The organism is Xanthobacter agilis (genome assembly GCF_021730435.1).
Classification (GTDB): domain Bacteria; phylum Pseudomonadota; class Alphaproteobacteria; order Rhizobiales; family Xanthobacteraceae; genus Xanthobacter; species Xanthobacter agilis.
This window is the reverse complement of the sequence record NZ_JABWGX010000007.1, coordinates 103225-127913: the sequence shown is the minus strand read 5'-3', so window position 1 is coordinate 127913 and position 24689 is coordinate 103225. Positions and strand designations below refer to the sequence as shown.

Annotated in this window: 23 protein-coding genes; 15 read left to right on the top strand and 8 right to left on the bottom strand. The window is 67.2% G+C overall.

Annotated elements, in window-relative coordinates; translation table 11 throughout:
* The first annotated feature begins 348 nt into the window (after positions 1-348).
* From HUW53_RS07065 to HUW53_RS07035, 7 genes are all read left to right on the top strand, one after another.
* The gene (locus tag HUW53_RS07065; protein ID WP_237345044.1) at positions 349-657 is read left to right on the top strand and encodes a DUF485 domain-containing protein; all 309 of its coding nucleotides are present in this window, start codon (positions 349-351) and stop codon (positions 655-657) included.
* On the top strand, positions 654-2384 hold the full coding sequence (locus HUW53_RS07060) for a cation acetate symporter (RefSeq protein ID WP_307499909.1): 1731 nt from the start codon (positions 654-656) through the stop codon (positions 2382-2384). Before HUW53_RS07065 ends, HUW53_RS07060 begins: the two co-directional genes overlap by 4 nt.
* 177 nt (positions 2385-2561) lie before the next feature.
* Positions 2562-3950, top strand: a complete 1389-nt coding sequence (locus HUW53_RS07055; protein WP_237345043.1) for a DUF294 nucleotidyltransferase-like domain-containing protein — start codon at positions 2562-2564, stop codon at positions 3948-3950.
* Positions 3947-4189 carry a hypothetical protein gene (locus tag HUW53_RS07050; RefSeq protein WP_237345042.1) on the top strand — a complete coding sequence of 81 codons (243 nt, stop codon included), beginning with the start codon at positions 3947-3949 and terminating at the stop codon, positions 4187-4189. Before HUW53_RS07055 ends, HUW53_RS07050 begins: the two co-directional genes overlap by 4 nt.
* Complete coding sequence (locus HUW53_RS07045) at positions 4186-6906, top strand: sensor histidine kinase (protein ID WP_237345041.1); 2721 nt, start codon at positions 4186-4188, stop codon at positions 6904-6906. The genes HUW53_RS07050 and HUW53_RS07045 overlap by 4 nt, the downstream gene beginning before the upstream one ends.
* The gene (locus HUW53_RS07040; protein ID WP_237345040.1) at positions 6903-7325 is read left to right on the top strand and encodes a response regulator transcription factor; all 423 of its coding nucleotides are present in this window, start codon (positions 6903-6905) and stop codon (positions 7323-7325) included. The genes HUW53_RS07045 and HUW53_RS07040 overlap by 4 nt, the downstream gene beginning before the upstream one ends.
* Positions 7322-9478, top strand: a complete 2157-nt coding sequence (locus tag HUW53_RS07035; RefSeq protein ID WP_237345039.1) for a 3'-5' exonuclease — start codon at positions 7322-7324, stop codon at positions 9476-9478. Before HUW53_RS07040 ends, HUW53_RS07035 begins: the two co-directional genes overlap by 4 nt.
* Positions 9479-9685: 207 nt before the next feature.
* Here the strand turns inward: HUW53_RS07035 and HUW53_RS07030 are convergent, their stop codons facing one another.
* The 5 genes from HUW53_RS07030 to HUW53_RS07010 form a co-directional block, all read right to left on the bottom strand.
* Positions 9686-10438 carry an ABC transporter ATP-binding protein gene (locus HUW53_RS07030; protein WP_237345038.1) on the bottom strand — a complete coding sequence of 251 codons (753 nt, stop codon included), beginning with the start codon at positions 10436-10438 and terminating at the stop codon, positions 9686-9688.
* A gap of 12 nt (positions 10439-10450) precedes the next feature.
* Positions 10451-11209 carry an ABC transporter permease gene (locus HUW53_RS07025; RefSeq protein WP_237345037.1) on the bottom strand — a complete coding sequence of 253 codons (759 nt, stop codon included), beginning with the start codon at positions 11207-11209 and terminating at the stop codon, positions 10451-10453.
* Entirely contained in the window at positions 11206-12036 is an 831-nt protein-coding gene (locus tag HUW53_RS07020) for an ABC transporter permease (protein ID WP_237345036.1), read from the bottom strand. Before HUW53_RS07020 ends, HUW53_RS07025 begins: the two co-directional genes overlap by 4 nt.
* A 10-nt stretch (positions 12037-12046) precedes the next feature.
* Positions 12047-13108 (bottom strand): ABC transporter substrate-binding protein, encoded by a 1062-nt coding sequence (locus tag HUW53_RS07015; RefSeq protein WP_237345035.1) that lies wholly within the window; start codon positions 13106-13108, stop codon positions 12047-12049.
* A 62-nt stretch (positions 13109-13170) separates the two neighbouring features.
* Positions 13171-14073 carry a TauD/TfdA dioxygenase family protein gene (locus tag HUW53_RS07010; RefSeq protein WP_237345034.1) on the bottom strand — a complete coding sequence of 301 codons (903 nt, stop codon included), beginning with the start codon at positions 14071-14073 and terminating at the stop codon, positions 13171-13173.
* A 457-nt stretch (positions 14074-14530) separates the two neighbouring features.
* Between HUW53_RS07010 and HUW53_RS07005 the strand changes: the two genes are divergently transcribed.
* The 8 genes from HUW53_RS07005 (at position 14531) to HUW53_RS06970 (ending at position 21005) form a co-directional block, all read left to right on the top strand.
* Positions 14531-15415 (top strand): branched-chain amino acid ABC transporter permease, encoded by an 885-nt coding sequence (locus tag HUW53_RS07005; protein WP_237345033.1) that lies wholly within the window; start codon positions 14531-14533, stop codon positions 15413-15415.
* A complete protein-coding gene (locus HUW53_RS07000) occupies positions 15415-16266 on the top strand; it encodes a branched-chain amino acid ABC transporter permease (RefSeq protein WP_237345032.1) in 852 nt (283 codons plus the stop codon). Before HUW53_RS07005 ends, HUW53_RS07000 begins: the two co-directional genes overlap by 1 nt.
* The gene (locus tag HUW53_RS06995) at positions 16263-17024 is read left to right on the top strand and encodes an ABC transporter ATP-binding protein (protein WP_237345031.1); all 762 of its coding nucleotides are present in this window, start codon (positions 16263-16265) and stop codon (positions 17022-17024) included. Before HUW53_RS07000 ends, HUW53_RS06995 begins: the two co-directional genes overlap by 4 nt.
* A gap of 1 nt (position 17025) precedes the next feature.
* On the top strand, positions 17026-17754 hold the full coding sequence (locus HUW53_RS06990) for an ABC transporter ATP-binding protein (RefSeq protein ID WP_237345030.1): 729 nt from the start codon (positions 17026-17028) through the stop codon (positions 17752-17754).
* Between the two features lie 35 nt (positions 17755-17789).
* Positions 17790-18962, top strand: coding sequence for an ABC transporter substrate-binding protein (locus tag HUW53_RS06985; protein WP_237345029.1), 1173 nt, complete (start codon positions 17790-17792; stop codon positions 18960-18962).
* A 93-nt stretch (positions 18963-19055) separates the two neighbouring features.
* Positions 19056-19742, top strand: a complete 687-nt coding sequence (locus HUW53_RS06980) for a DUF2848 domain-containing protein (RefSeq protein ID WP_237345028.1) — start codon at positions 19056-19058, stop codon at positions 19740-19742.
* Positions 19743-19822: 80 nt separating this feature from the next.
* Complete coding sequence (locus HUW53_RS06975; RefSeq protein WP_237345027.1) at positions 19823-20494, top strand: GntR family transcriptional regulator; 672 nt, start codon at positions 19823-19825, stop codon at positions 20492-20494.
* Between the two features lie 127 nt (positions 20495-20621).
* Entirely contained in the window at positions 20622-21005 is a 384-nt protein-coding gene (locus tag HUW53_RS06970) for a FlxA-like family protein (protein ID WP_237345026.1), read from the top strand.
* A gap of 299 nt (positions 21006-21304) precedes the next feature.
* On the opposite strand, the gene HUW53_RS06965 is transcribed toward HUW53_RS06970, so the two are convergent.
* From HUW53_RS06965 to HUW53_RS06955, 3 genes are all read right to left on the bottom strand, one after another.
* Positions 21305-22678, bottom strand: coding sequence for an amidase (locus tag HUW53_RS06965; RefSeq protein ID WP_237345025.1), 1374 nt, complete (start codon positions 22676-22678; stop codon positions 21305-21307).
* A 65-nt stretch (positions 22679-22743) separates the two neighbouring features.
* Positions 22744-23124 (bottom strand): cupin domain-containing protein, encoded by a 381-nt coding sequence (locus HUW53_RS06960; RefSeq protein WP_237345024.1) that lies wholly within the window; start codon positions 23122-23124, stop codon positions 22744-22746.
* A 40-nt stretch (positions 23125-23164) separates the two neighbouring features.
* The gene (locus HUW53_RS06955; RefSeq protein WP_237345023.1) at positions 23165-24649 is read right to left on the bottom strand and encodes a 4-hydroxyphenylacetate 3-hydroxylase family protein; all 1485 of its coding nucleotides are present in this window, start codon (positions 24647-24649) and stop codon (positions 23165-23167) included.
* Positions 24650-24689: the final 40 nt, after the last annotated feature.

Sequence of the window (24689 nt, the reverse complement as noted above, 5' to 3'; positions counted from 1 at the left end):
CGCTGACTTCCAACCGTTTCGCTTTTCGGCATGGGGAGGATGCCGAAGCATGGAACGACAAACCTTGTGAAAGAGTCGCCAGCATCAGGACGGAGCGCGCGGAATGCGCACGCAACCGTCCCGGCGCATGGGCGAGATGGACGTCAACGCCAGACCTTGGATCCCGGCGCAGCGGTGTATTCCGCTCCGCGGAGGAACCATGGGACTGCGCGCGTGCTGATGCCTCCGACGGCGGACCGCCATCGGATGAGAGGGCGTGTGCGCGGTTCTCCACCATGACACCGTCCGGTGTCCGCACAGAAGAACATGGCCCGCGGAATTGCCCACGGGCTGGAGAGGGAGCTTCCCATGGAACAGTCACTGGCCGCGCGCATCGCGGCCAATCCTGATTATCAACGCCTGAAGACCACACGCTCGACGTTTGGCTGGCTTCTGACCTTCGCCATGCTCATCGTCTACTACGGCTTCATCATCCTCATCGCCTTCAAGAAGGACGTGCTCGCCGCCAAGATCGGCTCGGGAGTCATGACCTGGGGCATCCCGATCGGCTTTGGGGTGATCGTGTTCACCATCCTCATCACCGCGATCTATGTGCGCCGCGCGAACAGCGAGTTCGATGCCCTGTCCGAGAAGATCAAGGCGGAGGTGCTCAAGTGATCCGCGTACGCAGCCTTCTGAGCCATGCCGCGGGCGTGGCGACCCTTGCGCTTTTGTCCGCGCCGGCCCTCGCCGCCGGCGGTGACCTTGGCACCGCGGAAAAGCAGGCCACCAACTGGACCGCGATCGTCATGTTCGCGCTGTTCGTGGTGCTGACCTTGTTCATCACCAAGTGGGCGGCGGCCAAGACCAAATCGGCGGCCGACTTCTACACCGCCGGCGGCGGCATCACCGGCTTCCAGAACGGGCTTGCCATCGCCGGCGACTACATGTCGGCGGCCTCCTTCCTCGGCATCTCGGCGGCGGTGATGATCTCCGGCTACGACGGCCTGATCTATTCGATCGGCTTCCTCGTGGGCTGGCCCATCCTCACCTTCCTGATGGCCGAGCGCCTGCGCAATCTCGGCAAGTTCACCTTCGCCGACGTGGCGGCCTTCCGCTTCGCCCAGACCCCGGTGCGCGTGTTCGCGGCCTCCGGCACGCTGGTGGTGGTTGCGTTCTACCTCATCGCCCAGATGGTGGGTGCCGGCCAGCTCATCAAGCTGCTGTTCGGCCTCGACTATTGGATCGCGGTTGTGATCGTCGGCGTGCTCATGATGGTCTATGTGCTGTTCGGCGGCATGACGGCCACCACCTGGGTGCAGATCATCAAGGCGTGCCTGCTGCTGGGCGGCGCGAGCTTCATGGCCTTCATGGTGATGTGGCGCTACGGCTTCAGCCCGGAGGCCATGTTCGCCGCCGCCGTCGAGGTGAAGACGAAGCTCGCCTCCTCGATCGCCGGCACGACCCCTGAAGCGGCGGCCGCCAAGGGGCAGGCCATCATGGGGCCGGGCACCTTCATCAAGGACCCGATCTCGGCCATCTCGTTCGGCATGGCGCTCATGTTCGGCACCGCTGGCCTGCCGCACATCCTCATGCGCTTCTTCACCGTGCCGAGCGCGAAGGAAGCCCGCAAGTCCGTGATGTGGGCCACCGGCTGGATCGGCTACTTCTACCTGCTGACCTTCATCATCGGCTTCGGCGCCATCACCTTCGTGCTGACCAACCCCGAGTTCCTGGACGCCAAGGGCACCCTGATCGGCGGCAACAACATGGCGGCGGTGCACCTCGCCCGTGCGGTGGGTGGCAACGTGTTCCTCGGCTTCATCTCGGCGGTGGCGTTCGCGACCATCCTCGCGGTGGTGGCGGGCCTCACCCTGTCCGGTGCGTCGGCGGTGTCCCATGACCTCTACTCGACCGTGTTGAAGGGCGGCAAGGCCGACAGCGCGTCCGAGCTGAAGGTCTCGCGCATCACCACCATCTGCCTGGGCATCATCGCGGTGCTGCTGGGCATCGCCTTCGAGAAGCAGAACATTGCCTTCATGGTGTCGCTGGCGTTCGCGGTGGCGGCCTCGGCCAACTTCCCGGTGCTGTTCATGTCGGTGCTGTGGAAGGACTGCACCACCAGGGGCGCGGTGATCGGCGGCTTCCTGGGGCTCGCCTCCTCGGTGCTCCTCACCATCCTGTCGCCATCGGTGTGGGAGGCCACGCTCGGCTATCCGGTCGGCTCCGCGCCGTTCCCCTACACCTCGCCGGCCCTGTTCTCCATGACCCTGGGCTTCGCGGGCATCTGGCTGTTCTCCATCCTGGACAAGAGCCCGCGGGCCAGCATTGACCGTGCCGGCTTCCCGGCGCAGGAAGTGCGCTCGGAGACTGGCATCGGCGCGTCGGAAGCCTCGGCCCACTAGGCCGGAGCCATGTCGCGGCCGGGCTCTTCCTCGGCAGGGGGATCGGTGCCCCAGGACCCCGCGGCGGAGGCTTCCTCCGCAGGGTCCCTCCCCGTCGGGACACCATCCCCCCACGACCTGCCCGAACAAGGGCGGGTCCGCTCCCGGCGCCGCGAGCGCCGGGAGTTCGTTTCCGTCATGGCCTCGCGGGTGCGCGACGCCTATGTGCGCAAGCCGTTTTTCGTGGACGGGGGCACCGACCTCGTCAGCCTCTGCCGCGCCTTGTCCCAGCGCGGGCTGACCGACGCGCTGGTCCGCGACGGGGACCGCATCGGCGTCTTCACCACCACCAACCTGCGCGACGCGCTCCTGCGCGAGACCCCGCCCCATCTCCTGCCAGTGCGGGAGGCGGCCACGTTCGACCCCTATTCCGTCTCCATCGACGACGAGCTCTATGACGCCATGCTGCTGATGCTGCGCCACCGCATCCACCGCGTGGTGGTGCGGGAGGGGCCGAGCATCGTCGGGCTCCTGAGCCAGATCGACCTCATGGCCTTCGTGGCCAGCCATTCCCACCTGATCGCGCTGGAGATCGCCGAAGCCACCGATCAGGACGAGTTGAAGACCGCCGCCCGGCAAATCGACGACCTGATCGCCGACCTTCAGGACGATGGCGTGCGGGTGGAGGTGATCGGCGAGCTGGTGGGCGAGCTGAACCGCCGCCTGTTCCAACGGCTGTGGGAGCTTCTGGCGCCGCAGAGCCTGCGCGAGAACTCCTGCCTGCTGGTGATGGGCTCCGAGGGGCGCGGCGAGCAGCTCATCAAGACCGACCAGGACAACGCCCTCATCCTGCGCGACGGGTTCGCCCTGGAGGGGCTGGAGGCCATCACGGCAGCCTTTACCGCCGGCCTGATCGACTTCGGCTATCCCCCTTGCCCCGGCGGCATCATGGTGAGCCGGCCCCTGTGGTGCCAGCCGCTCGCCGGCTTCAAGGACACGTTGAAGCGCTGGCTGTTCGCCGCCGAGGCCGACGGCCCCATGAATCTCGCCATCTTCCTGGATGCCGCCGTGGCGGCCGGCGACCCGCACCTGCTGGAGCAGGCCCGCGCCCACCTGGATTTCCTGCTGCAGGATGATGCCGCCTATTTCGGGCGCTTCGCCCGCGCCGTGGAGCAATTCGGTGATGGCGGCGCCTGGTGGTCGCGCCTGCCGGGCCTCAGGGGCCGTGCGGCGGCGGAGATCGACCTGAAGAAGCTCGGCATCTTCCCGATCGTGCACGGGGTGCGCGCGCTGTCGCTTCAGTATCGGGTGATGCCGCTCGCCACGGTGGCGCGCATCAAGGCGCTGGTGGACGAGGGGCGGCTCGACGCGCCCCTGGGCCGTGACCTCGCCGACGCGCTCCATTGCCTGATGGGGCTGAAACTGTCCAACAACCTGCGCCAGATGGCCGCCGGCCAGGCACCAGGCAACACATTGCCCCTGAGCGCGCTCGGCACCCTGGACCGACAGGCCCTGAGGGATTCGCTCGCCATCGTGCGCGGCTTCAAGCAATGGCTCGGCCGCCACTACCGGTTCGACCTGCTATGAAAGGCGCGCGCAACCGGCCCGGCAATGACCCAGGCCCACGGCCGGAGGTGCTGCTCGCCCTGTTCGCGGCGGCGCTGCTGCTCTTCAATTTCCCGCTGCTCGCGGTGTGGAACGTGCCGGCCACCGTGTTCGGCCTGCCGGTGCTGCCGGTGGCGCTGTTCGTCATCTGGGCCGGGCTGGTGGCCATCCTGGCGATGGTCAGCGAGCGCCGGCGCGAGGGCGGAGACGGGCCGGCATGATCCCCGCGCCCCTCGTGCTTGCCGTTTCCATCGGCTATCTGGCGCTGCTGTTCACCATCGCGGCGGCGGCGAACCGTGCGGCGGCGCACGGGCGCTCGATGATTTCCAATGCCTGGGTCTATGCGTTGTCGCTGGCGGTCTATTGCACCGCCTGGACCTATTTCGGCAGCGTCGGGCGGGCGGCCGCGGGGGGCATCTGGTTTCTGCCCATCTATCTCGGCCCCATGGTGGCGATGCTTGTTGCCTGGATCGTGGTGCGCAAGATGGTGCGCATCGCCCACGCCCACCGCATCACCTCCATCGCCGATTTCATCGCCAGCCGCTATGGCAAGAGCCCGACCCTGGCGGCCCTGGTGACGCTCATCACAGTGATCGGCATCATTCCCTACATCGCGCTCCAGCTGAAGGCGGTATCCGCCGGCTACCAGATCCTCACCGCGAGCGGCGGCGCGACGCCGGCCGCGGCCCTGCCGTGGTGGCGGGACGGCACGCTCATCGTCACCCTGGCCCTCGCCCTGTTCACCATTCTGTTCGGCACCCGCCACCTCGACAGCGCCGAGCGGCACGAGGGCATGGTGGCGGCCATCGCCTTCGAATCGGTAGTGAAGCTGGTGGCATTCCTCGCGGTCGGCCTGTTCGTCACCTACGGGCTGTTCGGCGGCATGGCGGACATCTGGGCCAAGGCCCAGTCGGTGCCGGAAATCGCCGCGTTGTTCTCGCCCAACACCAGCCGGGCGTTCGACTACACGCAGTGGTTCGCGCTGACGCTTCTGTCCATGCTCTCGGTGCTGCTGCTGCCGCGGCAGTTCCAGATGATGGTCGTGGAGTGCACCGACGAGCGGCATGTGCGGCGCGCCGCCTGGGTGTTTCCGGCCTATCTCCTGGCCATCAACGTGTTCGTGCTGCCGGTAGCGATCGGCGGGCTGGTGCTGTTCGGCCCCGGCCGCATGGATGCGGAAACCTTCGTGCTGTCCCTGCCGCTTACACAGGGCGCGCCGGCGCTGGCATTGTTTGCCTATGTGGGCGGGCTCTCGGCGGCGACCGGCATGCTGATCGTGGAGACCATCGCCGTCTCCACCATGGTCTGCAATGACCTCGTGATGCCCGCGGTGCTGCGGCGGCCTGGATTTGCGGCGCGCGCGCCCGGCGACCTCACCGGGCTGCTGCTCAACATCCGCCGCCTCGCCATCGTCGGTGTGCTGCTGCTCGGCTATCTGTATTTCCAGGTGGCCGGGGAGGCCTATGCCCTTGTCTCCATCGGCCTCATCAGCTTCGCGGCGGTGGCGCAGTTCGGCCCCGCGCTGTTGGGCGGCATGTATTGGCGCGGCGCGACACGCGCCGGGGCTTTCGGGGGACTTGCGGGCGGCTTCCTGGTGTGGGCTTACACGCTCATGCTGCCGTCGGTGGCGAAATCGGGCTGGATCCCCGACGCTTTCGTGCGGGACGGACCGCTGGGCATCGCCCTTCTCGCGCCCGAGCGGCTGCTCGGCCTGAGCGCGCTCGATCCGCTCACCCATGCCTTGTTCTGGAGCCTCCTCGTCAATATCGGGCTCTATGTGGGGCTATCCCTGCGCCGCGCGCCTTCCGGCGCGGAGGCCAGCCAGGCCCTGCTGTTCGTCGACGCGTTCGCGCGCCATCCGGGGGCCGGCGCCCCGGTGTTCTGGCGCGGCGCGGCGCGGCTCGACGACCTCATGGCGCTGGCGGGGCGGCTGCTCGGCCCCGAGCGCGCCCGCGCCGTGTTCGAGGCCCATGCGACGGAAACCGGGATCGCCGATATCGGCGACCTCACGCCCGATGCCCGCCTCGTGGAACGGGTGGAACGGGCGCTTGCCGGCGCCGTGGGCAGCGCCTCGGCCCGCGTACTGGTGGCCTCGGTCGTGGACGAGGAGCCGGTGGACATGGAAGACGTGCTCCAGATCCTCGACGAGGCGTCCCAGGTGCGCATTTATGCGCACAAGCTGGAGGCCGCGAGCGCCGAATTGAAGGCCGCCAACGCACAGCTCAAGACCTTGGACCAGCTCAAGGACGATTTCGTCTCGTCCGTCACCCATGAATTGCGCACGCCCCTCACCTCCATCCGCGCCCTGTCCGAGCTGATGCTGGACGCCCCCGACATGGACGAGGCCCAAAAGGCGGAGTTCCTGCGCATCATCGTCGCCGAGAGCGAGCGGCTGGGGCGGCTGGTGAACCAGGTGCTGGACCTCGCCAAGATCGAATCCGGCCTTGCCGACTGGCACACCGCGGACGTGGATCTCGCCCACCTTGTGGAAGCCGCCGTGAAGGCCACCGGTGAATTGTTCCGCGCCCGCGGCGCCCAGGTGGAAGCTCATCTGCCGCAGGGCCTGCCCACCGTGCGGGCCGACGCCGACCGCCTGATGCAGGTGTTGATGAACCTTCTCTCCAATGCCGCCAAATTCGTGCCCGAAGGCGGCGGCCGGGTGGATGTGACCCTGCGGCGGGAGGGTGACAGCCTGGTGGTGGCGGTAAAAGATAATGGGCCGGGGGTGCCTGCGGGCGAGGGGGACACCATATTCGAAAAGTTCCGCCAAGGTGGCGATGCCCTGTCCCGGCCTTCAGGCACGGGTCTGGGGCTTCCGATCAGCCGCCAGATCGTGGATCATTTCGGGGGAGCCATGTGGCTGGAGCAAGAATCGGGCGGCGGCGCGACCTTCGCGTTCAGACTGCCCCTCCAGCCCGGAGGAGGAAGAACGCCATGAACGGACAGGTGAACGCGCGCGCGGGCGCAAGCGGCAAGGCCGGCGAGAAGGTGCTGATCGCCGACGACGAGCCGAACATTGTCGTGTCGCTCGAATTCATGATGAAGCGCGAGGGCTTCCATGTGCTGGTGGCGCGCGACGGGCTCGGCGCGCTGGAGGCCATCCGCCGCGAGCATCCGCGCCTCGTGCTGCTGGACGCCACCATGCCCGGCATGACCGGCTTCGACGTGTGCGAAGCCGTGCGGTCCGACGTGGACACCCGCGACACCCGCATCGTGATGCTCACCGCCAAGGGACGCGAGACCGACAAGGCGCGCGGCGTCGGCGCCGGGGCGGATGCCTATGTCACCAAGCCGTTTTCCACCCGTGACCTGGTGCAGACGGTGAAGGAGATGATGGCGCGGGACGCCGCCGAATGAACTTCGACCGGTCGCTGATCGCCGCCATGCTGGCGCCGGGGCTTGCCCTGGCGCTGTGGCTGGCGCTGGGCGCGGCCGGTGTCTATGCCGCCCTCGATACTTCGGCCGCGACCGCCCTTTCCGCCCTCCTCGCCCCGCTCGTGGAAACCCACGGCATGCTGCTGGGGTTCTGGTGGCTGGTGGCGGCCGCCGGCGCCGCCTGGGCGGTGCGGTTGCTGCACATCCGTTATGTGGCCGCCCCGGCCCGCCTTGCCGAGGGTGCGCGCGTCCTGGTGAGCGACGCCAGCGCCCCGCCGGTGGCAGCGGTAGGCGCTTCCGCCAATGGGGCGCTCGCGGACGCCCTCAATGGGCTGGCCCTGGAGCGTCGCACGCTCCGGCAGGAGATGGCGCGCCTCGTGGAGGACGCCAGCCGCGCCGTCGCCCATCAGCGCGATCAGCTCGGCGCCCTGGTGGCGGAGCTTCAGCAAAGCGTGGTGGTCTGCAATCTCGACGGGCGCATCCTGCTCTACAATGCCCGAGCGCGCGCTTTGTGCCGCCGCATCTCCCGCGCGCCGGGCGGAGCGGCCGGCGCGGAATTGATCGGCCTTGGCCGCTCCATTCACAAGGTGGTGGACGCCGCCCTTATCGCCCATGCCCGCGACGGCGTGGAGCGGCGCATCGTGCGGGGTGAGCCGGCGCCCTCGGCCCGTTTCGTCACCCATACGCCCTCGGGCCATCTGCTCCGCGTCAGCCTTGCCCCCGTGCGCGAAGCGGCGGAAGGGGCGCCCGCCACCGGCTTCGTGCTGCTGCTGGACGACATCACCGACGAATACGAGGCCGAGGCCCGCACCGACCGGCAATGGCTCGCCCTCACCGAAACCAGCCGCGCCGGCCTGGCCAGTATTCAGGCGGCCCTGGACATGCTGGACTATCCCGATCTCGACGGCGCCGACCGGGACCGCTTCCAACAGGTGGTGCGGGAGGAAGTGGCCGCGCTGGGCGCCCGCATCACCGCGCTCGCGATCGAGGCCTCCACCGCCCTCAAGAGCCGCTGGCCGCTTCAGGAGATGCTGGGCGCTGACCTCGTCGCCGCGGCGGCCCAACGCATCCACGACGAGACCGGGCAAGCGGTGGCCACCCCTGACGTGGATACCGGACTCTGGCTGAGCGTCGACAGTTTCTCCCTTATCGCCGCCCTCTCGTTCCTGGCACGGCGGGCGGCCGAGGGGCGCGCCGCGCCAAGCCTGGAATTGCGCCTCGCCCGCGCCGACGGTCACGCCCATCTGGACCTTGCCTTCGCCGGTGGCGCCGCCATTGCCGCCGGCTGGCAGGCCTGTCCCATGGACGGGACCGAAGGGGGCGCCTCCCTGAGCGTGCGTGACGTGGCCGAGCGTCACGGCGGCGAAGTCTGGCTGGAGCATAAGCGCACGGCGGAGGCGCCCCGCGCGGCATTCCGCTTCCTGCTGCCGCTGGCGGCGGGCGGCGTCGATGGCCCATCCCATCCCGGCGAGAGCCGCCCGGAATTCTACGATTTCGACCTGTTCGCCGCCAGCGACGCCCACCACGAGCGCGACGATCGCCCGCTGGAGGACCTGAGCTTTACGGTGTTCGACACCGAGACCACCGGCCTTGATCCCGCCGGCGGCGACGAGATCATCCAGATTGGCGCGGCCCGGATCGTCAACGGCAAGCTACTGCGGGCGGAATGCTTCGACCAATTGGTGGACCCGCGCCGCTCCATTCCCGAGGCCGGCATCGCCATCCACGGCATCCGCCCCGCCATGGTGCGTGGCCAGCCCACCATCGGCGAAGCGCTGCCCGCCTTCCACGCTTTCGCCTCCGACACCGTTCTCGTCGGGCACAATGTGGCGTTCGACCTCAGGTTTCTGAAGCTGAAGGAAGCCGCGACCGGCGCCATCTTCGACCAGCCGGTGCTCGACACGCTCCTGCTCGCCTCGATCGTGCATCCCCATGCGGACGCCCAGAGCCTGGAGGCCATCGCGGCCCGGCTTGGGGTGACGGTCTGCGGACGCCATACCGCCCTTGGCGACGCGCTGGCCTGCGCCGAGGTGTTCCTGAAATTGCTGCCCCTGCTGCGCCAGCAGGGCATCCGCACCCTGGGCGAGGCGCGCGCGGCTTCGGAGGATTCTTATTACGCGCGGCTGAAGTATTAGAGCATTTTCAACCGAAGTGGATTCCGGTTCGCGTGAAGAAAATGCGTAAATGCAAAGCCTGGGGCAGATGACATCATTCAGCACGAACAGAAGACACGCCAGGGAGCGCCACGCCGGCGACGCTGAAGCAGCACACCAGGTTTTGAGCCAAGCTTCATGGACCCGGCTATCGGACCCTTAGCTTGTGGCCGGCGGCGGCGATGCGGTTCAGTCCTCGCCGAGCCGATGCAGGATGCGCCTGCGCAGCGCCACCGCTTCGGGCGTGCCCGGCTCGCGTGCCGGCCCCTCCTCCTCCACGATCACCTCGGCGATGCGACCGGGATGGGGCTGCATCACCACCACCCGATCACCGAGCAGAATGGCCTCGTCCACATCGTGGGTCACGATGATGGCCGACAAACCCTCTTGCCGCACGATGCGCAGCACCTCGCGCTGGAGGTGGCTGCGGGTGAGCGCATCGAGCGCGCCGAAGGGCTCGTCCAGCAGCAGCAGGCCGGGCCGGCTCACCAGCGCGCGGGCGATGGCGACCCGCTGCGCCATGCCACCGGAGAGCTGCTTCGGCAGCGCCTCGGCAAAGTTCGACAACCCGACCAAAGCGAGATGTTCGAGCGCGATACGCCGCCGCTCAGACTTGCCGAGATCGGACCGGGCAAGGCCCGCCTCCACGTTCTGCACCGCCGTCAGCCACGGGAAAAGCCGGTGCTCCTGGAATACGATAGCCCGCTCCCGGCCAGGCCCGTCGATGGGCCGCCCATCATAAGCGAGCCGCCCGTCGTGCTCCTGTTCCAGCCCGACGATGAGGCGCAGCAAGGTGGACTTGCCGCAGCCCGACGCCCCCACCACGGAGACGAATTCGCCCGGCGCCACATCGAGGCTGATGCCAGCGAGCACCGGCAGCGGCGCGCCGTTCACCACATAGGACTTGCTGAGATCGCGGATTTCGAGGGCCGTCGCGGCCATGGTCTGCTCCCGTCACTGCCAGCGGATGAGGATGGCGCCGAGCCGGCTTGCGACGGTGTCGAGGGCAACGCCCGTCAACCCGAGCACCAGCACCCCGACCAGAACCAGATCCATCGCATAGAGATCGCGCCCGGAGATGAGCACCGAGCCGAGGCCGGGCGCCACGCTCATGAAATATTCAGCCCCGACGGTGGCAAGCCAGGCATTGATGAGCCCCACCCGCAGACCGGCGACAATGTCCGGCAAGGCCGCCGGCAACCGCGCCCATATGAGTCGCTGCCAGGGAGAGAAGCGCAAGACCGCGGTGGCTTCCTCCAGGGTCTGCGGCAGGGCCCGCGCCCCGGCCCAGGCATTCACCGTGATCGGCACGAACGCCGCGGTGGCGATGAAGACCACCTTGGCACTCTCCCCCATGCCGAACCACAGGCCAAACAGAGGAATCCAGGCGAAAATGGCGATCTGCTTGAAGGAATCGAACGTCGGCCCCACCAGGCGCCCGAACCACGGCGAGAGGCCGAGCGTCAGGCCCAGCGGAATACCCGCCGCCGCGCCCAAGGCGAAGCCCGCAAGGTCACGCGCCAGAGACGCAAGCAACGCCTCTGGCAGCACACCGCTTTGCCATTCGCCAAGCGCGCGGGCGAATACGGTGGCGGGGGCCGGGAATTCCCGAAGGTCGGTCCAGCCCGCCGCCGTCACCCCCTGCCACAGGGCCAGCAGCGCCAATGGCAACAGGCTGAAGCGCAGCACACGTGGCGCAAGACCGGCCGTCATCGCCAAGCCCCGATGCGGGCCTCGATACGGTTGAGGCCGCGGTCCAGGGCGAAGCCGATGAGGGCGATCACCACCACCGACAGCAGCACGAATTCGAGCTGGAACAACTGGCGACCCCACACCATGAGATAGCCGAGCCCCTCCGTGGAGGCGATCAGTTCCACCGCCACCAGCGTGAGCCAGGCATGGGTGAGACCTGTGCGCACGCCCGAGAATACGGTCGGCAGCGCCGCCGGCAGCACCAGGCCGAACACCGTGCGCGCCGGCGAAAAGCCGAACACGCGCCCCACCTCCCGCCACTGCCGCGGCACATTGCGCACGCCCTCGGCGGTATTGACCGCGAGCGGGATCATGGCCGCCTTGGCGACGATGAGCACCTTCAGCGCCTCATCAATGCCCACCAAGAGAATGAGGAGCGGCGCCAGCGCGATGGGCGGCACCTGGGCGAACCAGACGAATACCGGCTCGATGATCTCGGACGCGGCACGCGACACGCCCATGGCGACGCCGAGCAGCAGCCCCAGGCCACCGCCCAGAGCGAACCCGAGGATCACCCGCGAGAGGCTGGCGCGGATGTGATCGCCCAGCTCGCCGCTGGCCAGAAGCTCGCGGAAGGCGTCGAGGACGCTGCCCGGCCCCGGCAGGATCTGCGCCGGCAGCCAGCCCTGATGGGATGTCAGTGCCCACGCGCCCAGGAGAACGGCCGGCAGCACCAGCCCTTCCAGCACCGGCAACAGCCGGCGCGGGTGCGGCAGGAAGAGGCGGCGGGGGCGGGCCACCGCCCCGGAGGGCAGCGGCAGATCAACCGCTGACGTGGTGGAGGTCATGTCCGGCCCCTCAGTTGGTGGCGACCGGCTTGCCGGCGGCGTCGAGGGGGGTCCAGCGCCGCTCGAGACCGAGCTGCTTCAAGGCCGTATTGAGGTATTTCGGCTCGAACCACCCCTCCACGCTCGCGTTGCCGCGCAACAGGCGGTAGTCCTTGGCCTGCTGGATCTTGGAGGCGTAGGACTCGATCAGGAACGGATCGATCAGCGGGCTCTGGCGATAGGCGAGGGTCTGGCCCTCGTAATCATGCTCGAAGCCGGCGACCGGGCGGCCCGACAGCGCCCAGATCTCGAACAATTCCTTGCGGTTGTTCTCGTCGCTGGCCCAGTCGGCGGCCTTCACGAAAGTGGTCACCACCCGCTGCACGAGTTCGGGATGGGCGGTCTCGAAAGCTTCCGTCACCAGCACATGGCTGTGGCGGGTGAAGGTGGGATCGTCGCCACGGGTGGAATAGACCACCTTGGCCAGCCCCTGGTCCTGCAAGGCGAACAGGTCCGCCTGTCCGAACGTGGCGTCGATGTCGCCGGACCGCAGGGCCGCCACCGCCGCCTCGAAATCCATGGACAGGAAACGGATGTCGCGCTCGGTCAGGTGGTGCGCGGCGAGCACCCGGTCGGCGGCGAGCTGGAGGTTGGTGCCACGGAACTGGGCCACCTTTCGCCCCTTCAGGTCGTCGATGCCAGTGATGGGCGCATCGGGCCGCACCGCGAGATAGATGTTGTTGCGCACGCCCGAGCCCATCAGAAGCTTGGTCTTCAGGCCGTTGGCCCGGCCGACGATGGCCGGCAGGTCGCCCTGGAGCGCAAGATCGAGCTGGCCGGCGGCGATGGCCTCGTTCACGGCCGGTCCGGCGCCCCGGAAGAAGACCCATTGCACGGTCACATCCTCGCCCGCGAACTCCTTTTCCAGAAGCGTCCTGGCGTGGGCGACGCTGGCACCGCCCTGGGTACCGAACTGGCGTCCGCCGACGCCCACCTCGGCAAAGCCGATGCGGATGACCACCGACTCGGCAAAGGCCGCGACGGGCAGAAAGACAGCCAGCAGCAGGGCTGCCACACGGACCAGCAGGGACATGGGACGACGCTCCGGATGAATGAGCGGTCCAGGCGGCGGGGAACGCCCGGACCGCAGGGGTCTCAGGCGACGACAGCCTTCGGCTTCTCGCCGACGATGCGGGTGGAGGCCCGGCGCCCATCGACGCTCACCGCCGGCTCGCCCACCACGGTGGAGCGGCGCAGGGTGCGCGGCTCGCGGTCGAAATCGTCCACCGCGCGATGCACCGTGGCGCGGTTGTCCCACACCGCGATGTCGCCCAGTTTCCACGACCAGCGCAGGGTGTTTTCCGGGCTGGTCGCGTGGCGCTGGAAGATCTGGAGCAGGTCGTGGGAATCCGGCGAGCGGTAGCCGATGATGCGCTGGATGAAATTGCCGACGATGAGCACCTTCTTGCCCGTGTGCGGATGCACCGCCACCAGCGGCTGCTCGGTCTCGAACACCTTGCGGATGAAGACCTCGCCGTGGCGAATCTTGCCCTTTTCGCGGACCGGACGATCGCTCACATAGTCATAGTCGTTGGTGTGCAGGGTCCACAGTTGCTCGGCAAGCGCCTTCAGGGACTCGGGCAGTTCGTCATAGGCGGCCTCGGTATTGCCCCACAGCGTGTCACCGCCGTGGCTCGGCAGCACCACCGGCCGCAGGAAGGTGAGCTGCGGATAGGTGTCCACGAAGGTGAAATCGGCGTGCCAGTTGCTCGCCACCTCGCCGCGCTCGGCCGCCACCTCCAGGATGGCCTCGGTGCCGTCCTTGGACGGAAGCGTGGGGTGTTCGTTGAGGCCACCGAACAGCTTGGCGAACGCCTCCTGGGTGGCGTCGTCCAGATGGTCCTGCCCTCGGAAGAACACCACCTTATACTTCAAGATCGCGGCGTGGAGCGCCTTGACGGTTGCGGGATGAAGATCGCCGGAGACGCGAAGGTCCGAGATTTCCGCGCCGATCCGGCCGCCGAGAGGCCGCAGATTGAGTACCGAATGCTCGCTCATGGAGGGGCTCCTAGGGAGGCGGGGCAGGCAGTTGCCCGATTGAAAATATTAAATCGATTGTTTTTGTCAATTTTAAAATTCAATGCCTGGCCGGGTGCAACGCGGGACGGGACTCCGACGCCACGGGGAGAGGACCGTCCCATTGCCCAAAAATAAGTCTGCACGCTTGCATTTTAGACAGGCTGTGGTCGATTGCGGCACATCCCGGCTCCGCACAGGGACGCATGGCTGGCTGAAAAGCCATTTCCTCTGGGGCAGTTGTGGCAGGCTGTCACTTCCCTGAGACCATTCTGAAATACGCTTGAAATTTCAGCTTGAACCGAATGCGGAATTAGCTTTGTCTATTACCTAATTTCGGAGCGGGGCGCGGTGGCGCCCGCGCACTCCGGCGGTTCATCGCGCACGGTGCCGGTCCCGGCCGCGCCCAAGCGTTTCCTACGCGTCCAGAGCGCGTTTCATGCGGGGTTCCATGCTCGCTCAGCAGATCGTCAACGGCCTGATGCTCGGGGCCATCTACATGCTGATGGCGGTGGCTTTCACGCTTGCCATCGGCGTGCTGAACTTTCTCAATTTCTCCCTGCCGGGCCTGTTCATGCTCGGCGGCATGGTCGCCTACGGCTTCATCAAGTTCGGCTGGCCGACCCTGTTCGCCTTTGCCGCCGCGCTGGCGGTGGCGGCGCTGGTGTCCCTGCTGGTGGAGCGCTTCGCCTACCGGCCCATGCAGGGGGGCGATCCGGAAGTGCCGCTGGTCTCCTCCCTCGGCTTCCTGGTGCTGCTGGAAAACCTGATGCTGATCTATTTCGGCTCCGACCAGCAGGCGTTTCCGGCGCTGGTGCCGGATCTCAACCTGCGTCTCGGCGGGCTGGTGATCGGCATCGCGCAACTGGGCTCTCTGGCGCTCTCGGTGCTGCTGGTGCTGTGGCTCTCCTGGTTCCTGTCGTCCACCTCCACCGGGCGTTGCATCCGCACCGTTGCGGAAAACCGCGACACGGCCGTGCTCATGGGGATCGATACCGGCCGGCTCGTGCCCATGCTGTTCATCGCCTCGGCCTTGCTGGCGGCGGTGGCGGGGCTGCTGTTCGCGGTCAATTACCAGCAGGTGTCGCCGTTCATGGGCGAAGGTGTCGGCTTCAAGGGGGTCGCCGCCATGATCGTCGGCGGCATGGGCTCCATCTGGGGCGCGGTGCTGGGCGGGCTCTTGATCGGCCTCGCGGAAGTGCTGTCCATCAGCTTCATCGGCGCCGACGTGGTCAACATCACTGTCTATGGGCTTCTGCTCGTGATCCTCATTCTGCGTCCGCAGGGGCTGCTCGGCCGCCCCGCCACCCGGGAGAAGCTGTGATGAGCGGCTATCTGACCGGCGTCCTCGTCGTCCTCGCCTTCAATGTGATGGCCGCCTATGCGGTTTACCTGCCGCTGGCGGCGGGCCAGTTGAACCTCGGCATCGCCGGCTTCATGGCCATCGGCGCCTATGCCTCCGCCTTCCTCACCAACGAATATGCCTGGCCCATGTGGGCGGCCATTCCGGTGGGCGCGGGGCTTGCCGGCCTGACCGGTCTTCTCATCGGCATTCCGGTGCTGCGCACCCATGGCATCTATCTGGCCATGGCCACCTTTGCCCTGGGGCAGGTGATCTCGGCCCTGTTCCTCAACCTCGAGGTGGTGGGCGGCGCGGCCGGCTATCCGGTCAGCGATTATGTGGGGCCGAACGGCGTGTTCCTCGCCGCCGCCGCGGTGGTGGTGCTCATGCTCTACCTCTCGCGCACCCGTTTCGCGCTCTATCTCACGGCGGTGAAGAGCGATCCGACGGTCGCCGACCTGCTCGGCGTGTCGGTGCGGGGCATCCAGGTGGCGGCGTTCGCCTTGGGCGCGGCGGTGGCCGGCTTCGGCGGCGCGTTCTATGCCCACCATTACAACTTCGTGGAAGCCCAGCATTTCAACGTGCTGCTGTCCGTTTTCACGGTGCTTTACGTTCTGTTCGGCGGCACCCAGACGGTGTGGGGCCCGCTGGTGGGCGCGGCCTTCTTCACCCTGGCGCCGGAGTTGCTGCGCGCCTCCGACCAGTGGCGCTATGCCCTGTTCGCGGTGTTCATCATCGTCTTCATGGCGATCCGGCCGCAAGGGCTGGTGACCACCTCGCTGCTGCGCTTCGCCCGTCGCAAGCCCGCCGCCGAAAGCTCGGAGGCCGCATGATGACCGCAGCGCTGTCCATCCAGGGGCTCAACAAGTCCTTCGCCGGGGTCCGGGCCATCACCGACCTGTCGTTCGAGGTGCCGAAGGGTGTCACCACCGCGCTCATCGGCCCCAACGGCGCGGGCAAGACCACCGTGTTCAATCTGGTGAGCGGGGTCTATGGCGTCGATGCCGGCACCATCACCGCGAACGGCGTGGACATCACCCACATGCCGTCGCGCAAGCGGATCTCGACCGGCATCGCCCGCTCGTTCCAGAACATCCGGCTGATGTCGCATCTGACGGTGCTGGAGAACATGCTGGTGGGCCAGCATGTGCGCAATACCTCGCTGCGCGCGCTGCTCACCCCCTACCGCCTGTTTCCCAACCATCGCTGGAAGGTGGAGGCGAGGGCCGCCCTTGCCGAAAGCGGCCTGGAGGAATGGGCGAACGAGACCGTGGGCGCCCTGCCCTATGGGGTGAGGAAGCGCATCGACCTTGTGCGCGCCACCCTTGCCGGGGCCAGCGTGCTGATGCTGGACGAGCCCGCCGCCGGCCTCAACCCGTCCGAGACCAACGCTTTGCGCGATCACCTGAAAGCGCTGATGGCCAAGGGCATCACCCTCTTGGTGGTGGAGCACGACATGCACTTCGTGGACAGCATCTGCGAGAACGTGGTGGTGCTGAATTTCGGCGAGAAGATCGCCGAGGGTCCGCTGTCGCAGGTGCGGCAGAACGCCAAGGTGCGCGAGGCCTATATCGGCGCGGAGGAGGTGTGACATGGCGCTCCTCGACGTTTCCGGAATCTCCGTCTCCTACGGCCGCGTGAACGCCCTCAAGGACGTGTCCTTGCAGGTGAAGGAAGGCGAGATCGTCACCGTTCTGGGGGCCAACGGCGCCGGCAAGAGCACCCTGCTCAAGGCCATTTTGGGCGCCGTGCCGCTGAAATCCGGCGGCATCACCTTCGCCGATCGGGACGTGACCCGCGCCCAGCCGCACAAGCGCATCGCCGAAGGGCTGGTGCTGGTGCCGGAGGGCCGGCGCATCCTCATCTCGCTGACGGTGGAAGAGAATTTGAAGCTCGGGGCGCACATGCGCCGCGACGGCACCGCCATCGCCGGCGAGATGGACGCCATCTACGCCCGCTTCCCGAATCTGGCCGAGCGGCGGAACATGCTGGCCTCCTGCCTCTCGGGCGGCGAGCAGCAGATGCTGGCCATCGGCCGCGCCATGATGGCCAAGCCCCGGCTCATGATGCTGGACGAGCCCTCCCTCGGCCTCTCCCCGCTGTTCGTGCAGAAGCTGTTCGAGCTGATCGTGGAGCTCAACCGCGACGGCCTCGCCGTGCTGCTGGTGGAGCAAAACACCGGCAAGGCTCTCTCGGTGGCGCATCGCGCGACCGTGCTGGAGCTCGGCCGCGTGACCATGGCGGGCGATCCCAAGACGCTCGCCGACGACCCGCGCCTGCAAGCGGCCTATCTCGGCGCGGGCGAAGCCACCCCCGCCTGACCCGTCACCATAATCCTTTCAGAGGAGTAGAGGGCATGAAGAAGCAGGTTCTGTTGGGTGCCACCATGCTGGCGGCGGTGCTCACCGCCAGTGGCGCCGCGCGGGCCGAGGATGATCTGGTCCTCGGCTATATGATGGCCAAGAGCGGCCCCTATGTGAGCCTTGCCAATACCAACGAGATCGCCGTCGACATGGCGGTCGAGGAAATCAATGCCAAGGGTGGCATCAACGGCAAGAAGATCAAGGTGGTGAAGTTCGACACCGCCGGCGATCCCAAGCAGGCCACCACCGCCCTGCGCTCGTTCGCCCAGGACGCCGGCGCCTTGGCCGTGATCGGCCCGTTCTCCTCCTCCGAGGTGCGCACCACCTTCCCGGTGGGCGAGCGCGAGGGGCTGGCGCAGATGTCCATGGCCTCCTCCGCCCCCGGCCTCACCAAGGGCTTCACCTACGGCTTCCGTAACACCACCGACGAAGGCAAGGTGATCGATGCCGTCCTCGGCGCCATCAAGGACAAGAAGCTGCCCATGGCTTCGGGCGCGGCGGCCTACGCCACCGACGATGTGGTGTCCAAGTCCATCGGCACCAAGGTGGTGCCGGCCGAGTTCGAAAAGTTCTCCATTCCGCTGAAGGGCTCGGTGGACTTCCAGCTCGGCGCCTTCGACCTGTCGCCCCAGGTGGCCCAGCTCAAGCAGATCAGCCCGGACATCGTCGGCCTCGGCTCCCCGCCCGAAGGCGCCGTGAACCTCGCCAAGGAGCTGAAGCGGCAGGGTGTTTCCACCCGCGTCATCGGCGGCACCACCATCGCCGACCCTGACCTGCCCAAGCGCATGGACGGCGCCGGTGAGAACCTCACCATCGGCACCACCTTCTTCGCCGATGCCAACGACAAGACCAAGGCCTTCACGGACAAGTTCGCCACCCGGACCAAGGCCGCGGGCCTTCGCACCGACCCCAACCAGATGGACGCGTCGGTCTATGACATCGTCTACCTCTACGCAGAGGCCATGAAGCGGGCCGGCGTCACCGGCGACAAGGCGAAGGTCGCCGCCGAGCGCACCGCCATCCGGGACCAGCTCTCCACGCTGAAGGACTACCCCGCCATGGAGGGCTCCATCTCCTTCACCGACGGCGATGCCGTGAAGCCGGTCTATGTGATCGAGGTGAAGGGCGGCAAGTGGACCCTTCTCGACACGCGGCTGCCGAACTGACCTCGGCCGACGCGTAAGGCCGGCGCCCCATTCTGCCCTGACCTGGGGCGCCGGCACCCTCTCCTTTTTGCACGATCTGTTCGAGGAAACCTGATGTCAGGCACCGCCCTCACCTTCACCATTCATGCCGACGGCCGCAGCTATGAAGACACGCTGCTGATCCGCACGGCGGTCATCGCCGGCTGGACCGGCCGCGACAAGGCCGCGCTGGAAAAGCACATCGCCGAACTCGAAGCCCTGGGCGTGCCGCGCCCCGCCTCCACGCCCATCTATTATCGGGTCGGCGCCGCGCGGCTGACCGGCGCGGACGCCATCGAGTGCGTGGGCGCCGACTCCTCCGGCGAGGTGGAGTTCGTGATCGTGGCGGTGGGCGGTCGCTATTACCTCGGCGTCGGCTCCGATCACACCGACCGCAAGGTCGAAACCTACAACATCACGGCGTCCAAGCAGATGTGCGACAAGCCGATCGCGCCGGACCTGTGGGCCCTGGACGAAGTGGCGCCCCATTGGGACGACCTCATCCTGCGCTCATACGCGGTCTTCGACGGCAAGAAGGTGCTGTATCAGGAAGGCTCGGTCGCTTCCATGCTGCCGCCCGCGGACATCCTCTCCGGCTATGGCGCCCCGTTCACCGACGGCGCGGTGATGTACTGCGGCACCCTCGCCGCCCATGGCGGCATCCGGCCCGCCGAGCGCTTCGAATATGAGCTGGTGGACCCGGTGCTCGGCCGCGCCATCCGCCACGGCTACGACGTGATGACCCTGCCGGTGGCGGGCTAACCGGCAATCTCGCCGGTCACCACGCGGCGGCCGGCGTATTCAGAAATGAGACGATAATGGGAACGCCGGTGGCAAACGCCATGCAGGAGATATCCGTGGGGCCGTCCGATGCTGCGACGCCGGCCCGTTCGCTGCGTGACGAAGCCTATGAGCTCATCAAGGCGCGCATCATCATGTGCGTGTTCCGCCCCGGAGAAGTGCTGAGCGAGGCGGCCGTCTCCGCCGCGCTCAACATCGGCCGCACACCGGTACGCCAGGCGTTCGACCGGCTCATGCGGGATAGCCTGGTGGAGGTGCTGCCGCGCAAGGGCATCGTGGTGCGCCCCATCTCCCAGGATGAGGTGCACGACATGGTGGAAGTGCGCCTGCTCAACGAATGCTTCTGCGCCCGCCTCGCCGCGGAGCGGGCGGAGCCCGGGCATCTGGCCGCCCTCGCCACCAACGTGGCCCTGGGCATCGACGCCGCCGCCAAGCGCGATATCGCGGAGCTGATGGCCCTCGACCGCGAGTTCCATGCCATCATCTCGGCGGCGGCGGGCAATCCGGTGCTTGCCGAGATCCTGAAAAGCTTGCACGAGAAAGCGCAACGGGTGTGGTTCGTCTCCCTGCGCGCACCGGAGCATCATCACCGGGTGGTGGTGGAGCACGCCGCCATCGTGGAAGCCCTGCGCTCCCGCGATCCGGACGCCGCCGAAGCGGCGGTGCGCACCCATATCCGCTCCTTCGCCGACAATCTCAACCGCCAGCTCTGAGCGGAGCCGGCCGCGCGGTCCGCGGTCGAGCAATCTTCGGCAACATGGCGCGAACATTCGGAAATACAGTTTGACGCCAGCCATTTATTAGAAAATGCGCCCCGCATATGCCATGCGGAGGTGAATTATGGTTTCCGTTTCTTCCGTCTCAACATCACTTCTCAGCAGCAGCTCGACGAGCAGCGCATCCACCGACCTCTCTTCCACCATCGCCAAGCTGAAGGCCAATGCGGAGGCATTGCAAAAAGAGATTGACGATGCGAACAGTTCGGATGAGCTGACTGAAGACGAAAAGGAAAAGACCGTCCAGAAGGCCGAAGAAAGCCTCAAGCAGATTCAGGCTCAGATCGCCAATCTCACGGCGCGCCTCAATGCGCAAAACGCTCAGAGCACCACGAGTGCGTCAAATTCGAGCGATTCGTCCACGTCCCAGAGCTCGGACGACGAGACCAATCCTTACGCGCCACTCGCCAAGACCGACCTTTCGATCCTCAATCAGAGCAACGGCTGAACCTTCCGCCTGCGGAGCGGCGTTTCGCCGTCCCATGCGTGACATCCGCCACAGCAAGGGCCGCATTCAAAGGGCGGGCGGCCCGCGCCGAAGGCAGATTCACACCCGCAACACCTCCCGGCCAGTTCCCTCACTCCGGCTAAGGCGCACCGGAAACGCCGCCGACGCGCGCAGGACCCCCGAGCGCGCCACATTCAGCTTCAGAGTGCCGCCGCGTTCCATGCGCACACGAGGTGGCGCCCGATGGAAGCCGGGCGCGCGGGCGCCCAGCGCCGTCAGCCCATTCAGCCCCAGCCCATTCAGCCTTTGAGGGTGGCCTCGATGCCCGCCGCGATGGCCAGCAGCGCGGCGTCCTGCCCCCCCGCACCCGCCACCATCAACCCCACCGGCGCGCCCCCCGTGCCCGACAGGGGCAGCGAGATGGCGCAGCCGTCGATCATGTTGATGAGGGTGGGGTTGCGCAGGGCGGCAAGATTCACCTTCCCATAAGCCGCATCGTCGGTGGCGAGGTCGGCGATGCGCGGCGGCAGGATGGGCGCGGTGGGCAGCAGCAGCGCATCGAACGGCGCAAGGCGCGCCGTCGCATGTTCCACCAGTGCCGCGCGGGCGGCCACAAGGTCGAGATAGTCGGCCGCCGATTGCTCCGCGCCCCGGCGGATGCGCACCAGGACGCGGGGATCATAGGCATCGCCTTTCTCCTCCAGCAGCTTGCGATGCGTGGCATAGCTCTCCGCCGCCGTGAAGCCACCCTTGGCGTTCATGGGGGCGATGTCGGCGAACTCGGGGAACGGCGCCTCGATGATCTGGGCACCGGCCGCCGAAAGACGAGTCAGCGCCGCCGCGAAAGTCGACGCCACCTCGCCTTCCAGCCCGTCCAGGGCAATGGTGGTGGGCACCAGCAGGCGCAGGCCCGTCACGGCGCGCGCCACCAGCGGTGCCGGCTCGGCGCCGGAAAGAAGCGCATCGAGAGCCGCGCAACAGGCCACGGAGCGGGCGAGCGGCCCCACGCTGTCCAGGGTTGCGGAGAGCGGGAAAGCTCCTTCCCGCGGGACCCGGCGCGCGGTCGGCTTGAACCCGGTGATGCCGCAGAACGCCGCCGGAATGCGGCAGGAGCCGCCGGTGTCCGTGCCCAGCGCCGCATGGGCCATGCCATCCGCCACCGCCACCGCGCCACCGGAGGTGGAGCCGCCGGACACCCGGCCGATGGCGCGCTCGAACGGGGCGCGGGGATCGCCGGAATGGGGGTTCATGCCGAGGCCCGAATAGGCGAACTCGCTCATGGTGTTGCGACCGACGATCACGAACCCGGCCCGGCGCAGCCGCGCCACGGCCGGCGCATCGCGGGTGGCGGGCGCGGCATCGGCCAGCACGCGGGAGCCGGCGGCGGTCACCTGCCCCGCGATGTCGAACAGATCCTTCACCGCAATCGGAATGCCGGCAAATGGCGAGGTCGCGGCGCCCGCCTTGCGCAGCGCGTCCTGGGCATCGGCAACGGCAACGGCACCCTCGGCATCCACGGAGACAAAGGCGCGGGCGCCCTCCCCATCGGGGTCCTGGATGCGGGCGAGGCACGCCTCGGTGAGGGCGCGCGCGGTCGTGCGGCCCGCGGCAAGATCCGCGGCGAGAACGGCGAGGGTGGGCGTGGGCGAAGACAGGAGGGGCAGAGCAGACATGAGGTTACCACAATGAGAAGCCCGCCCCGTCAGGGACACGGGGCGGGCCGGGGTGGCGAAGCGGATCAGACTGGATCGTAATAGTGAATTTCGAGCAGCATGCAGCCCTTCTCGGATTTGAAGGGTCCATGGAAGGCACCCGGCGGCCGCACAGCATAGGTGAAGGGCTGGAAGGCTTCCCCGCCCTCCCCCTTCTCGTCATTACCTACCGTGAGATCACCGGAGAACAGAAACACCTCTTCCCAATAATCATGCACGAACGGCTTCGTTGTGTAGATGCCGGGGCTAAACCGCAAGATGCGGGTGCGCGAGCCGCTCTTGTTCTTTTCGTCCAGGATTCCGGAAAGAACCTTCTGCTGGATGCCGGAAGGGTAGCCCGGCGGCACCTCCCAGCCGGTCGAAAGATCGACCGCCTTGAACTCGTCGTGGATCTTGTTGATGGCCATTGGGGCAGTCCTTACTTGAAACGTCTTGCGCGCGACAGCCTCACTCCGCCGCCTGGGCGGGCGCCGCGGACACCTCGTCGGCAAGGTCATAGCTCGACAGCATGCGATCCACGAGGTTGCCGGCCCGCGCCCAATCGTAGGTGCGGAACGAGTGGTTCTTCACCACGAAGCTCGCGCCCGCATAGAACATCTCATACTGGGCGTGGCGGGACGCAAACTCCGAGCCCACCGCGTCCCAGGCCAGCTTGAAGAACTTCACCCGCTCGTCCGCGCTCGCCACCGGCGACTGCTGGGTCTTGCGAATGAGGGCCGCAAGTTCCGGATTCTCGTAATCATGCACCGACGAGGGCAGCATGATGAGGCCGCCGCCGGCCAGCTCCCGCAAAGTGGTGATGAGCTTGCCATAGAGCTGCTGCGCCATGGTCTGGGCGGCATAAAGAGTATGCCGATCGGGGATGAAATAAGGCCCGTAGTGGGTGCCCTTGGCCTCCATGGCGGTCACGAAGGCCTCCACCATGCCCACCTCGGCGGCGAGCTGGCCCAGGATCTCGCGCACCTGCGGGAAATTGAGGATGCCATTCACCTCGGCGATGCGCCGGGCGAGGCCCGCCAGGAACCGCACCTTCACCGAAAGGCGGATCTGCGCCTGATAGTTCTGGTAGACATGGGCCGGGGTCGCGTGGAACTGCTTCGCCGTCATGGCGATATCGTCGACAATGAAGATACGGTCCCACGGCACCTTCACATCGTCGAAATACAGCACCGCGTCGTTCTCGTCGAAGCGGCTCGCCAGCGGATTGTCGAACACGGAGGGAGATGCCGCCTCATAGGACTTGCGGGAGAGCACCTTCAGGCCCTTCGCATTCATCGGAATGGCGAAGGACAGGGCATATTTCTCCTCGCCCGGCTGGAGCGGCTGGATGCAGGTGACGAACACCTCATTGGCCATGATGCCGCCAGTGGCCAGCATCTTGGCGCCGCGCACGGTGATGCCCTCGGCGTCGCGGTCCACGATGGCGGCGGAGAGGAACGGGTCGGCCTGCCCCGCCGCGTTCTTGGAGCGGTCGGCCTGCGGATTGATGATGACGTAAGTGAGATAGAGGTCGTTGTCGCGGGCGTAGCGGTAATAATCCGCGAGCGCATTGGCGCGGGCCTTGTCATAGGCCTCGAACTGGTCGAGCCCCATGTACATCCCGGCGATGCAGGAGGCCACATGGTCCGGCGCACGGCCAAGGAAGCCGGCGTGCAGCTCGGTCCAGGCCTCCAGACCCTTGCGGCGGGTCACGAGATCCTCATAGCTCTTCGGAAGCTGCCAGATGCGGTTGGCGCGGGTGCCGGTCTCGGTGGCGAAGGTCATCAGCTCGGCGTTTTCCGGCGCGCTGTGAAAGTCGAACATCTTCGCCACCGAGGCCACCGCACGCGTGTAGGCGGGGTGGGTGGTCACGTCCTTCACCAGCTTGCCATCGAGGAAAACCTCGCGACCATCCTTCAGGCTGGCGGTGTGCTGGGCTCCGGTCTTGATCATCTGGAAAGTCCTTCGATGTTGGCCGCAGGGGTCCGAGGCC

Excerpts from the sequence above, each read along its gene's own strand:
- HUW53_RS07065 (WP_237345044.1), top strand. The coding sequence starts at position 349 with ATGGAACAGTCACTGGCCGCGCGCATCGCGGCCAATCCTGATTATCAA.
- HUW53_RS07055 (WP_237345043.1), top strand. The coding sequence starts at position 2,562 with ATGGCCTCGCGGGTGCGCGACGCCTATGTGCGCAAGCCGTTTTTCGTG.
- HUW53_RS07050 (WP_237345042.1), top strand. The coding sequence starts at position 3,947 with ATGAAAGGCGCGCGCAACCGGCCCGGCAATGACCCAGGCCCACGGCCG.
- HUW53_RS07045 (WP_237345041.1), top strand. The coding sequence starts at position 4,186 with ATGATCCCCGCGCCCCTCGTGCTTGCCGTTTCCATCGGCTATCTGGCG.
- HUW53_RS07040 (WP_237345040.1), top strand. The coding sequence starts at position 6,903 with ATGAACGGACAGGTGAACGCGCGCGCGGGCGCAAGCGGCAAGGCCGGC.
- HUW53_RS07035 (WP_237345039.1), top strand. The coding sequence starts at position 7,322 with ATGAACTTCGACCGGTCGCTGATCGCCGCCATGCTGGCGCCGGGGCTT.
- HUW53_RS07030 (WP_237345038.1), bottom strand. The coding sequence starts at position 10,438 with ATGGCCGCGACGGCCCTCGAAATCCGCGATCTCAGCAAGTCCTATGTG.
- HUW53_RS07025 (WP_237345037.1), bottom strand. The coding sequence starts at position 11,209 with ATGACGGCCGGTCTTGCGCCACGTGTGCTGCGCTTCAGCCTGTTGCCA.
- HUW53_RS07020 (WP_237345036.1), bottom strand. The coding sequence starts at position 12,036 with ATGACCTCCACCACGTCAGCGGTTGATCTGCCGCTGCCCTCCGGGGCG.
- HUW53_RS07015 (WP_237345035.1), bottom strand. The coding sequence starts at position 13,108 with ATGTCCCTGCTGGTCCGTGTGGCAGCCCTGCTGCTGGCTGTCTTTCTG.
- HUW53_RS07010 (WP_237345034.1), bottom strand. The coding sequence starts at position 14,073 with ATGAGCGAGCATTCGGTACTCAATCTGCGGCCTCTCGGCGGCCGGATC.
- HUW53_RS07005 (WP_237345033.1), top strand. The coding sequence starts at position 14,531 with ATGCGGGGTTCCATGCTCGCTCAGCAGATCGTCAACGGCCTGATGCTC.
- HUW53_RS07000 (WP_237345032.1), top strand. The coding sequence starts at position 15,415 with ATGAGCGGCTATCTGACCGGCGTCCTCGTCGTCCTCGCCTTCAATGTG.
- HUW53_RS06995 (WP_237345031.1), top strand. The coding sequence starts at position 16,263 with ATGATGACCGCAGCGCTGTCCATCCAGGGGCTCAACAAGTCCTTCGCC.
- HUW53_RS06990 (WP_237345030.1), top strand. The coding sequence starts at position 17,026 with ATGGCGCTCCTCGACGTTTCCGGAATCTCCGTCTCCTACGGCCGCGTG.
- HUW53_RS06985 (WP_237345029.1), top strand. The coding sequence starts at position 17,790 with ATGAAGAAGCAGGTTCTGTTGGGTGCCACCATGCTGGCGGCGGTGCTC.
- HUW53_RS06980 (WP_237345028.1), top strand. The coding sequence starts at position 19,056 with ATGTCAGGCACCGCCCTCACCTTCACCATTCATGCCGACGGCCGCAGC.
- HUW53_RS06975 (WP_237345027.1), top strand. The coding sequence starts at position 19,823 with ATGCAGGAGATATCCGTGGGGCCGTCCGATGCTGCGACGCCGGCCCGT.
- HUW53_RS06970 (WP_237345026.1), top strand. The coding sequence starts at position 20,622 with ATGGTTTCCGTTTCTTCCGTCTCAACATCACTTCTCAGCAGCAGCTCG.
- HUW53_RS06965 (WP_237345025.1), bottom strand. The coding sequence starts at position 22,678 with ATGTCTGCTCTGCCCCTCCTGTCTTCGCCCACGCCCACCCTCGCCGTT.
- HUW53_RS06960 (WP_237345024.1), bottom strand. The coding sequence starts at position 23,124 with ATGGCCATCAACAAGATCCACGACGAGTTCAAGGCGGTCGATCTTTCG.
- HUW53_RS06955 (WP_237345023.1), bottom strand. The coding sequence starts at position 24,649 with ATGATCAAGACCGGAGCCCAGCACACCGCCAGCCTGAAGGATGGTCGC.